This is a genomic window from Photobacterium sanctipauli, assembly GCF_003026495.1.
Lineage (GTDB): Bacteria > Pseudomonadota > Gammaproteobacteria > Enterobacterales > Vibrionaceae > Photobacterium > Photobacterium sanctipauli.
In genome coordinates, this window is the sequence record NZ_PYMA01000012.1 from 115,664 (window position 1) to 127,938 (window position 12,275).

The window sequence follows — 12,275 nt, forward strand, 5'->3', positions numbered from 1 at the left end:
CAAACACTTAAGATGAACATACACCTACAAACTTTTACCACTGTCACAACTTTACTGACATTGAGCTATTGATTATGCGCACTTTGGTACAATCGGTGTGACTTATCTCGATATGCCTGTGAAATTGCAATGCTAAAACAAGACAAACTAGCACTGACCGCTCTACAAAAATTGCCCTTATTAGTGGGCGATACGGTAAATACAGTTGAAAACTGTACTTTGCTAATCAAACCACTAGAGCAACTTAGTCATGATGTGCGCAGTTTCGAGCAAGAATATCACCAAGTTAGGCAGCTCGCATTGGAGTGTCAGTTAGAATCCTCTATTAAGTATCAGATGCCGGGGGAGAATGATATTGTTTTAGAGGTATACCACCAAGGTTGCTTGGCGGGTGTGGCAACATTCAGTCGCTACCTTGATGATCCTAAACGTTTGGTCAACCATTCTGATTTATTTTACGAAGTGGTACTGCATACGATTTATGTTAGTGAACCTTACCGTGGTATAGGCTTGGCTACGTATTTGGCTGCCACCATTGTTGAGGTTGCCCGTTTAGATTGTGAGCATCTTCATCGTTGCCTTGCTGTTCACGATAAGAGCCTTAAATTGTGGTTTTCAGCTTTGGCTATTTCAGAAGGCGGTGAGGTAATCTGTGATTATCTCAGTGAGGCTTTCGTTGAGATGAGCGATGATTTAATCGATGAGCTGCAAGATGATGGTATAAATATCAAATATCATGAGCCAATGATTTTCGTTGATAGTTTGCAATAGCGGCTGATTGTTAAGCAATTTTCAAATTCTACCCCAGTAATATGATGTTGCTCATGTTTTTTCAAAAATATCATGAGTTTAATATCAATTTTCTCATTTCGTTCTAATCTTTAATACATTGGTGCCGGTTTTTCCGGTTGGCTTTTAGATGGAATGGAATGTGTCTGAAATTGAAACCAATGGCCTATTGAAGCCAGAACAAAATACAGATGCGGAAAGCGCAAATAGTTTGCTTGGACAGGAAGAAAAGCAGGCGTTTACCGATAAGGTAATGGTGGTGATGACTGGCATTATGCTAACCATCACAGGCTTGGCATTGCCGCTATCTATGTTGATGTTATATGACCGTGTGGTGCCCAACCAAACGCGCTCAACCCTGTATTCAATTTTTGTGATTTTGGTGCTAGTCGGCTTGTTTGAATTGCTGATTAAAACGCTACAAAAGAAAATCATCAATTATGCTGCGGTGAACTTTGAAATGAAAATGCATGAGCGCATGTTCAGCGCCATTCTCAATGCAAATTTATCGCAATATTTTAAACGTGAGCAAGGCGAGTATTTAGAGTCTGTTCGTGATGTTGGCGAATTGAAAGAGTTTTACTCTGGTCAGTCGCTGGTTGCTCATATTAACGCGTTTTCCGCGGTGATCACCGCTGTCATTATTGGCATGATGGAGCCGTTTGCTCTGATTGTGCCTGTTATTGTCATTATTGGTTTAGCGATCATGAATCGGATTTCTGATCGCAAAACCCAGCAGATCTTACAACAATCACGGGAGTTGGAGTCGAATTCAAACTCCCGTCTGATAGAGGTCATTCGCTCGGTTGATACGCTGAAAGGCTATGCGATGGAGTCGCGGGTAGAGAACTGGTTAAGGCCACTGTTCAAGCAGCGGGAGCGGTTGAACTTCAGTCATACGCTTCAGGTGGGCGAGCAGGATAACCGCACCCAGTATATTTCTGGGCTTGCCGTGATTATGCAGGTGCTGGTTTGTGCTGGTTTGGTGATCCAGGGGGAGTTATCACAAGGTGCAATGGCTGCGATTGTCATGCTGATGAATCGCTTTAGTGGTCCGCTACAACAGTCTTTTTCATATTGGTCTCGCTATAAACAACACAAGATCTACAAAAATGAAATTGAGCAGGTATTAAGCCTAGACGAGGGACAAGCTGATAACCCTCACCAACTTGATGACAGTTTCGACTTGCTTGTGACTCAGGTAAACGGCAAAGATGTTATGCGCCAATACAAGCTGTCGCCAGGTATGTTGGTGTGTGTAACGGGAAGTAATGGTGGCGGTAAAACAAGATGGCTAAAGCGCTTAGCCGGTTACAACTTCTCATCTACTAAAGATGTCATGGTGTCAGGGCGACCACTAAATCAATATGCGGAAAGTGATTGGAGTAAAAAGGTCACCTATATTGATCAGGAAACAGACTTTATCAATGCGTCCATTATCGACAACCTAACTTGTTTTCGGCCCCATCTAAATTCGTTGGCCCTGGCTATTTGTGATGCATTTAAGATCCGAGATGAGATCAATTTGTTGTCTAAGGGTTTTTATACCCAAGTGACAAACGGTTTAAAAAATACCGTACCAAATAAAATCGCGCAGAGCCTATTGATTGTGCAGGCCATTGTTAACGGTAGCCATGTTGTGTTGCTGGATAATGTTGATTGGATATCGGATGAAGACTACATCCGTTCGCTTGATCAGGTGATTAGAACCTTCTCTTCACGTCATATTTTTGTGGTTTCAACCCATAACCCCATCATTATTAATAACGCTGATCTGGTGATCAGCGTCGAGGGCTAACGTATGCAGGGATTTGTCAACATCGCCGACGTTAACCAGCGACTAAAAACGTTCAACCACAGTTGGATAGGGCAGGTTAACGAAAAGAATCCGCTGGTCTCCACTATGTCGACATGGCTGGTGGCGATTGGCTGGGAGGGCACCGCAGAGAAGTTGGCTGATTTTATCATCCTTGATGAAGACAGCACATTTGCCAATATCGAAAAGACGTTTACCCGTTTAGGTTATAAAACGTCGCAGGAAACGATAAACCTTAAGCACTATCAGAACATGACGGTGCCGTTTTATATCGAAGGGAATGGTATCGAAGGCTTGGTGGTTGAATATAACCAAGGCCAAGTGCTGATATGGGATCCTTACTCGGGCCAACTTGAGAGTCGGTCGACGCCAGAGTACGTTGTTAACGTTATCTTCATCGATGATTATTCTCGTTATTTTAAAGAGCCGCCTCCGCAAACAGCCGATAAAACCAATTGGCTGAAGCATGCGTTCTTCCGCTATAAAACTGAGATGAATTTACTGCTGCTACTGAGCTTTTTCATCAACTTAATGGGCTTGGTGACCCCGCTCTATATCATGAGCATTTATAACCTGGCGTTAACCAGTGGCAGCATGTCGACACTGGGCTGGATTGCCGTGGGGGCAACCATTGCGTGTACGTTTGAATTCATGTTGAAAAATGTTCGCCTACGTATTTTGGCGTCCTCGGGGCGGGAGCTGGCTGAGACTATCTCCTATGAGGTGTTTTGCAAACTGATCTGGCTGCCATACCGACTGATAAAAAATGCGGGTGTGACAAACCAAATTGCCCGTATCAAAGACATTGACCAATTCCGTAAGCTGGTTACCAGTACAGGCACATTAGCCTATTTGGATTTGCCGTTTATCGTCATTTTCATTGGGGCTTTGGTGATCCTTGCTGGCTCTGCTGCATTGGTGACGCTTGGCGGTATTGCACTGTTTGTCGCTTTTGGTTTTTATGCTCGCTTTCAGTATCAATCGCAAATGATGAAATCTTCACGAGCCAACAGCAACAAGCAAAGCAGTTGGTTTGAGGTGCTAGGTAATCTGCGGATTATTAAATCTTTGCCGTTGGCGCAAATTTTAAAAGTACGGTTTGATATTGCAAATGGCCAGTCGGCTAAAGACAGTTATCGCTTGGCGGGTTTGCAAGGCTTTATTGGTGATTTCGGCGCTTTCCTTACCCAATTTATCGGGGTGCTGAGTATTGTTGTAACGGTGGAGGGCGTGCTGGCTCAAGAGATTGAACCTGGCGTCATGATTGCCATGGTGATGTTGGTATGGAAGGCGTTAGGGCCGTTGCAAGCAATCTATAACACCATTATTCGGATGAAGCAGCTGTCAATTTCAGGCCATCAAATCAATCGCTTGATGAGTTTAGATGATGAGCGCACTTCATTGAGTAACTCACTGCCAATTGAACAACTTGATGGCAATGTTGAGCTGATGAATATCAACTATCGTTACCCTGGAACCAGTACCGGGCTTACCCAGATCAGCGCGAATTTCTACAAGGGTGACATCGTTTCTATTGTCGGGCCGAGTGGTTCGGGTAAATCAACCTTGTTACGGATTATTGCTGGCCTCTATGACAATTATCAGGGGAAGGTGGTGGTTGATAACTACAACCTGCAGCAATTCCCTTCTTATGTTTACCGCAATGCGATTACCTATATTCCGCAAGACACATGGCTGTATAACTGCACGGTAAGGCAAAACTTCATGCTGGCTGTTAGCAATATTGATGATTTTGAAATGCAGTCAGCCCTGAAAAGCTTTGGGCTGGAGAAGTGGTTGCCTGATGGGCTCGATACGGTGTTGGATAAGCTGTTTTTGGATGCGCTACCAAGCGGTATTAAGGTGAGGTTGAAGCTTTCCATGGCTTTTTGCAAGCGAACCGGCTTGGTGATTCTTGATGAACCGGGTCTTGGCTTAGATCTTGAGTCGAGCTACCAGTTTAGGGCAAAGCTGAAAGAACTGAGCCGCGGTGCGACTGTGGTTATTGCAACGCGTAATACGGAATATTTACGATTATCTGATAAGGCCTTACTACTTGATGCGATGGGCAATCAGAAGTACTTCGGTGCTTCAGATAAAGTGATTACTAGCCTAGCCAAGCAAATTAAGTAGTGGTTTGAAAGGGAATTATTATGGCTGAAGAATTAGTCGATTATAAAAACAATCAGCTTACCGAAAAGGATGAACGGACTGATTTTGTTGAGCGAATAGAGGCGATAAGCAAGGACACGAATCGCCATACCAACAGTGCTGTACATGTGCTGGAAGGTAAAATGTTGTCGGGAAGAAAAGCAACGCGAACGGTCGTGGTAACTGTGTTTATTTTCTTCTTGCTCGCGGTGGTATGGTCGTATTTTGCCAAGCTAGAAGAGGTTTCAACGGCACGTGGGGAACTGGTTCCAGTCGCAACATTAGAGCGCTTACAACATTTAGAAGGGGGGATGGTTCAAGAGTATTTCGTGAGTAAAGGGGATGTGGTGCAAAAGGGCGATATTATCGCGACCTTGAAAGATGAAAGTCGAACCTCTCAAGATACTATTTCTAAAAACCAGCTCTTAAGTCATTTGTTTGCTAGGGAGCGCTTAGTTGCCTTACTGAATGCACGTCCTGCAGAGTTTGAAAATGTGCTTAATGACGGTAGTGACGATTATCAGTCACTGCGTGTTGTGCATGAGCAACTATACCTTTCCGAACAAGCATTAATTAATGCTGAAGATACGTTTTTATCTGGGCAGGTTGAGAGTAAAGAAAAGCTGGTTGAGAGCATGTCGAATCGATTGTTGTCATCGGAGAAGCAGCTCAAGCTAATTCAAGAACAAGTTCGTATGCGCCAAACGTTATACGACCAGCAAACTTCGTCGTATTTAGAGTTGGTGAATAGCCAAATCCAAGAAATGAATATGATCCGTGAGATAGAAAACCTGCAAGAGTCGATCATGACGACGGAAGATGCGCTTATCGACTTGCGTAATCAATGGCAGCAGACGGTTTCAGCACGGCTTGCGAAGTACAGTGCCGAGCTAAAACTGGAAGAAGATAAAATTCAGGAGCTAAGCCAAACGCGCAGAGTGGATACCGACAAAACTGAACGCTTGGTGATCCGTTCACCTGTCTACGGCATTATTAAAGATCTCCCCATTAAGCATGAATCGGCTGTGTTGGAGCCAGGTGGTATTTTGGCTGAGATTATCCCGCTTGAAGAGGGCTTAAAGGCAGAAGTTAAAATTAATCCAAAAGATATTGGGTTTGTTCAAGTTGGCCAACCCGTTGCGCTTAAGTTTGATACCTATGACTTCACCAAGTACGGCGCTTTGGAAGGGATTTTAACCAATATTAGCGCCAGTACATTTAGTGAAGAAGACGAGATTTACTACAAAGGTGATGTAAAACTGGCAGCTAATAACCTCAATGCGATGGGGGGACAGTTCCCAGTGAAACCGGGTATGGAAATGAATGCGGATATCAGCACTGGCGAGAAAAGGGTGATCGAGTACGTTGTTAAGCCGGTTGTGTTTGGATTAAAAGAAGCATTTAGGGAGCGGTAAATGTTGAGTGTCTTTTTTAAATGGAATTATAAGCGTTTGCTGTTGGCCGCAGGGATCGTTGGGGCATTAATCGCCAGCGTTGCCATTGTGCTGATTTGGGCATCCTATCAACAGAATGCGCAACAAAAAGAGCACGTTGTCGAACTGATTGAATCGGACTATGAGTTTAATCAAGTAGGGCTAACTGAGGCCGGGAGTGCCGTAGATGGTCAAATCCTACAGCCAGAGCAAGTGATTGCGATTCGCCAAACATTGCAAGGTCTATCAACGGCTCAAGTTGATGAGACGCAAACCTTGCTCGGTAACATGATTAATTTGCTTGATGCGATGTGGTTAGTCGGGATCGCCAGCCGCGACTTTGAAAGCGGTAATGACGCTGAACTTGCAGCGATCAATACTCAAATTGAACAACTGGCGCAAGCCAGCCAACAGTTTCATGCTCAGAATAAACTTCAAGTAGGGTTGGCGGTTGATGTTCCTTTAAGATCGGTCTCGCAAGCACTAACGTCTTATCAGCAAGGACTAAATTTACCAACGGAAGTGGAAATAGGGTTAACACGTGCACTGGGCGAGTTAAGTGAGGTATTTACTCAATCGAAGAGTCAATTTATTACACACTATGAACAGCAAGTTGCTCAGCAAAAAATAAGAGCCATTCTGCTTACCCTGGGTGTACTGATAGTCTCAGCGGTATTGTTTGCCTTATTAATGCTGCAGTGGAAACTGCGCCAGAAAGAGAAGGTGAAGCTTCAATACTTGAGCCACTTACTTGAGGCTCACGGTAGTATCGAAAAGGATGCGAATACCAGTGATATTGACCAACTTGCGGCTTTAATTAAGCTAGTTATGAAGGCCAACTCCCATAAAGTTGAACTACTGAAAGAAACAGAAATAGAGAATGAAAAGCTTCAGTCTCTGGCATCATTTCTAGGTTATGAAATCCATGCGCTAACCAGTATTGTAGCGGGTGGCTTATCAATCAATGAAGATGTTGATGATGAAAATAAGAATGTGTTTAGTTCGGAAATTAACATTGCATTGGAATCGCTGGAGCAGCTGTCTGATAACTTCATTTCTGTATTCTCGCAAAACAAGCAAGCGCTTGATGAGAAGATAGATATACGCGAGCAAATTAAGCGCGTAGTCGTGCTGTTGAATGCAAAATGTCGTGCGTTGAACAAAGAGCTTGATTTCTATGTGACGCCAGCGGTACCGCAGTCGACTTTAGGTAATAACTACCGTTTCTACTGGTGCCTATATAATGTATTGGTTCGCTTGATTGAACAGGTTGGGCCAAGAAAGTTCATGTTGGTTGTCGATTGTGACAGTACCGCATTGGATAAAGTTAAACTGTCGGTCACTCTATTACCCGTGCTCGATGACTTTAATACCCTTGATACATTACGCCACCAATTCAACCTGAATACGGAGCGTGGCACCGGTAAGTTTGATGATAATTTCTATTCAAAACTGGTCAGCAATTTCTTTACCGGTGATGTCATATTCAAACCACTAAAAGATGAATCAATAGCAGCAGAACTAACCTTTGAACTAGTGGCAACAGCTCGAATAGAGTCAAACGGCAAGCCCGCAGCGGCGAACATTGTCGTATGTGGTGAGCCATGTCTGGAACGTGAGTTATTGTTGCTGAAGCTTCATGATAATGGATTGAATTTTGAAGTTGTTAGCTCGCTTCACCAGTTAATGAAGCGGGTAGCCAGTGGTCTTGCTTATAGCTGTGTGATTTTGATGGATGGCTTTGAGGGGGTAAATATGGCCACCATGCTAAAAGGCGTGACGGGTCGAACGCACGGGCGAACGGTGTTTGTGTCTAGGCGCAATGAGCTGCCTGAAGAGTTAACTGCTCGTTTAGCTGCTATTTGGCATTATCCTATTTACCATGATGACATCACTGCATTGTCTGAATTTATCTCTAATCAGAATGTGTCTGAGTTGCCAGCTGGTCAAAGCGGGCAAGTAAATAAGGAAGAACGTTTTGTCGAGAAACAACTGCTGGTGGTCGATGACGACCCTTCACAGCAGTTTATTTTATCTCGTATGCTCAAGCGTGTTGGTGCCAACGTTAAAGTTGTTAATAGTGGTGAGCGCGCCATTGATGAGTGGCAAGAGAACGAGTATGACATTATTTTTATGGACTGTTTGATGCCAGGTATGTCAGGGATTGAAGCAACCCAAACTATCCGGGACAAAGAGCGTACTTTGCAGCAAACTGGGCAGTTAAGTCGCAAGGTGGTCATTATTGGTAATACGGCGTTAACCACCCAAGAAGAAATTAATGAGTGCTTAAATTCTGGAATGGATAACGTATTACTCAAGCCATACAAGTACGAAACCATATTTAACATGATTAGCCGGTATAGCTAATGGAATTATACCCAAGTTACTTCAAGGTGAAGGGTTCAGAGGGATGTCTGCCCGTTCAGTTCAAGGCGAAGGTTTGCAGGAAAGCTCCCTTTTTAAAAAGCTTTTAGTATATAAAACAAGTTTGATAATGAGCAAATGAATCAGCCTCACCAGTGTGAGGCTGATTTTTTTTATATAAATAGTTGATCTATGTCTGATTTGTTGGACTTGAGAGTGTGTTTTATTTGCTGGGAATAATAACTACTACCACACTTTATATATTGCATAACTGCGCCTGCCGCTTAAAACATGGTTGGCTTAAACATATTTGCTGTGCTGGATATTGAAGGGAGTCAGTATGAGTAGTAATCAACAGCCATCTCAGGATGAGAAAATTCTTAATGAAGCCGTCGAAACATCGGGAGAGTCTTCAAATTCTGAACAAGCGGCCCAACAACAGCGACAGCAAGAGAATCAGCTGAATGCCAATGTCATGGTGAGTAATGACGCACTTGGACAGGGTGGTCAGAACCAGCAAGGTGGGGGTGAGCAAGGCCAAGATTCAGGTGAGGGTGAACCTTCAAATCAGCAACAAGATGGAGGAAATTCACCTCAAGGTGAGGGCGAATCTCAAGAGAATGCTGAAAACCAAGTTGTAGAAGGCAATGATGAAAATGACGCTGGTGATGATAATGATCCGGGTGTTCAGTCAGTAGGTGGGCAGTCTGGGCCTTCTCCAAGAAGTGGCGCGGGCCGTCAACAGAATGATGAACCAACTCCCCAAGGTGGCCCGCAAGCTGCACAAAATAACGATAGTGCACCGCAAGGCGGAAATAATAGCCCGCAGCAAGATGAACCTGATGTTGCTATTTCATCTGAAAATTTTGCTGTCAATGTCGCTCCTGGTGAAGGGGAAGAAGCCCCGAGTGACTGGGATCAGGAAATCACCGAACAGGTATTTGAAGTCAATGTTGAGGCTGTCAACGACGCACCGGAAGCGGGCGATCATATCGAAGCCACCATGGACGAAGATGGTGAGCTCATTCTGACGCAGGACGACTTACTGGCGAATGCCACTGATATTGACGGTGACGATTTAACCGCGAGTAACTTAACGTCAGCCAATCCGGATGTGGAAATCACGCCGAACCCAGATGGCAGCTTCACCATTACCACGCCTGAAAACTTTAACGGCGACTTGGCGCTTAGCTATGATATCTCCGATGGCGAAGAGACGATATCCAGCGGTGTGGATTTAACGGTGACGCCAGTCAACGATGCACCAGAAGCCGGCGATCATATCGAAGCCACCATGGACGAAGATGGTGAGCTGACCCTAACCCAAGATGATTTGTTAGCGAATGCCACCGATATTGACGGTGATGATCTCACCGCGAGTGACTTGACCTCGGCCAATCCGGATGTGGAAATCACGCCGAACCCAGATGGCAGCTTTACCATTACCACGCCGGAAAACTTTAATGGTGATCTATACCTGAGCTATGACATCTCCGATGGCGAAGAGACCGTATCCAGTGGTGTGGATTTAACGGTTACGCCAGTGAACGACGCACCGGAAGCAGGCGATCACATCGAAGCCACCATGGATGAAGATGGTGAGCTTATTCTGACGCAGGACGACTTGCTGGCGAATGCCACCGATATTGACGGTGACGATCTCACCGCGAGTAACTTAACGTCAGCCAATCCGGATGTGGAAATCACGCCGAACCCCGATGGTAGCTTCACCATTACCACGCCGGAAAACTTCAACGGTGATTTGGCGCTGAGCTATGACATCTCCGATGGCGAAGAGACGATATCCAGCGGTGTGGATTTAACGGTGACGCCAGTCAACGATGCACCAGAAGCCGGCGATCATATCGAAGCCACCATGGACGAAGATGGTGAGCTGACCCTAACCCAAGATGATTTGTTAGCGAATGCCACCGATATTGACGGTGATGATCTCACCGCGAGTGACTTGACCTCGGCCAATCCGGATGTGGAAATCACGCCGAACCCAGATGGCAGCTTTACCATTACCACGCCGGAAAACTTTAACGGTGACTTGGCGCTGAGTTTTGATATTTCCGATGGCGAAGAGACCGTCTCCAGTGGTGTGGATCTAACTGTTACGCCAGTCAACGACGCACCGGAAGCGGGCGATCATATCGAAGCCACCATGGACGAAGATGGTGAGCTAATTCTGACGCAGGACGACTTACTGGCGAATGCCACTGATATTGACGGTGACGATTTAACCGCGAGTAACTTAACGTCAGCCAATCCGGATGTGGAAATCACGCCGAACCCAGATGGCAGCTTCACCATTACCACGCCTGAAAACTTTAACGGCGACTTGGCGCTTAGCTATGATATCTCCGATGGCGAAGAGACCGTCTCCAGCGGGGTAGATTTAACGGTTACGCCCGTTAACGACGCACCGGAAGCGGGCGATCATATCGAAGCTACCATGGATGAAGATGGTGAGCTGACCCTAACTCAAGATGACTTGTTAGCGAATGCCACTGATATTGACGGCGATGATCTCACCGCGAGTAACTTAACCTCGGCCAACCCGGATGTGGAAATCACGCCAAACCCAGATGGCAGCTTCACTATTACCACGCCTGAAAACTTTAACGGCGACTTGGCACTCAGCTTTGACATCTCCGATGGCGAAGAGACCGTCTCCAGCGGTGTGGATTTAACGGTGACGCCAGTGAACGACGCGCCGGAAGCAGGCGATCATATCGAAGCCACCATGGACGAAGATGGTGAGCTAATTCTGACGCAGGACGACTTACTGGCGAATGCCACTGATATTGACGGTGACGATTTAACCGCGAGTAACTTAACGTCAGCCAATCCGGATGTGGAAATCACGCCGAACCCAGATGGTAGCTTTACCATTACCACGCCGGAAAACTTTAACGGTGATCTATACCTGAGCTATGACATCTCCGATGGCGAAGAGACCGTCTCCAGCGGGGTAGATTTAACGGTTACACCAGTGAACGACGCACCGGAAGCTGGCGATCATATCGAAGCCACCATGGACGAAGATGGTGAGCTCATTCTGACGCAAGACGACTTGTTAGCGAATGCCACCGACATTGATGGCGACGATTTAACCGCGAGTAACTTAACGTCAGCCAATCCGGATGTGGAAATTACGCCGAACCCCGATGGCAGCTTCACTATTACCACGCCGGAAAACTTTAACGGTGATCTATACCTGAGCTATGACATCTCCGATGGCGAAGAGACCGTATCCAGCGGTGTGGATTTAACAGTAACGCCAGTGAACGACGCACCGGAAGCAGGCGATCATATCGAAGCCACCATGGACGAAGATGGTGAGCTAATACTGACGCAGGACGACTTGCTGGCGAATGCCACTGATATTGACGGCGACGATCTCACTGCGAGTAGCTTGACTTCGGCCAATCCGGATGTGGAAATCACGCCGAACCCAGATGGCAGCTTTACCATTACCACGCCGGAAAATTTCAGTGGCGAATTGTATTTAAGTTATGACATTTCAGATGGTGAAGAAACGGTTCAGGCTGGCGTTGACCTTACTGTTGAGGCGATTGCGGATTCACCGAATTTAGCCGTTACGGACGGTGACGGCAATGTGATTCCGGGCAATGAAATCGACACTGATCCGGATGACGCCATTGAGCTGAATATAGCCGCCAGCCTAAATGATCAAGACCTTTCTGAATCACTGA

Annotated in this window: 5 protein-coding genes and 1 pseudogene; all 6 read left to right on the forward strand. The window is 45.7% G+C overall.

Annotated features, from left to right (window positions below):
* The first annotated feature begins 129 nt into the window (after positions 1 to 129).
* Positions 130 to 771: a GNAT family N-acetyltransferase gene (locus tag C9I98_RS17700; RefSeq protein WP_051902560.1), complete on the forward strand. Its 642-nt coding sequence runs from the start codon at positions 130 to 132 to the stop codon at positions 769 to 771.
* 160 nt (positions 772 to 931) lie between these two features.
* Positions 932 to 2,587: an ABC transporter transmembrane domain-containing protein gene (locus tag C9I98_RS17705; RefSeq protein ID WP_158262694.1), complete on the forward strand. Its 1,656-nt coding sequence runs from the start codon at positions 932 to 934 to the stop codon at positions 2,585 to 2,587.
* Positions 2,588 to 2,590: 3 nt separating this feature from the next.
* Positions 2,591 to 4,738, forward strand: coding sequence for a peptidase domain-containing ABC transporter (locus C9I98_RS17710; RefSeq protein WP_036816383.1), 2,148 nt, complete (start codon positions 2,591 to 2,593; stop codon positions 4,736 to 4,738).
* Between the two features lie 20 nt (positions 4,739 to 4,758).
* Entirely contained in the window at positions 4,759 to 6,171 is a 1,413-nt protein-coding gene (locus tag C9I98_RS17715; RefSeq protein WP_036816385.1) for an HlyD family type I secretion periplasmic adaptor subunit, read from the forward strand.
* Positions 6,172 to 8,556 (forward strand): response regulator, encoded by a 2,385-nt coding sequence (locus C9I98_RS17720; protein ID WP_107272282.1) that lies wholly within the window; start codon positions 6,172 to 6,174, stop codon positions 8,554 to 8,556. It begins immediately after the preceding gene.
* 472 nt (positions 8,557 to 9,028) lie between these two features.
* Positions 9,029 to 12,142 (forward strand): annotated as a pseudogene (locus C9I98_RS27135) (tandem-95 repeat protein); the annotation flags it as partial.
* Positions 12,143 to 12,275: the final 133 nt, after the last annotated feature.

Excerpts from the sequence above, each read along its gene's own strand:
- C9I98_RS17700 (WP_051902560.1), top strand. The coding sequence starts at position 130 with ATGCTAAAACAAGACAAACTAGCACTGACCGCTCTACAAAAATTGCCC.
- C9I98_RS17710 (WP_036816383.1), top strand. The coding sequence starts at position 2,591 with ATGCAGGGATTTGTCAACATCGCCGACGTTAACCAGCGACTAAAAACG.
- C9I98_RS17715 (WP_036816385.1), top strand. The coding sequence starts at position 4,759 with ATGGCTGAAGAATTAGTCGATTATAAAAACAATCAGCTTACCGAAAAG.
- C9I98_RS17720 (WP_107272282.1), top strand. The coding sequence starts at position 6,172 with ATGTTGAGTGTCTTTTTTAAATGGAATTATAAGCGTTTGCTGTTGGCC.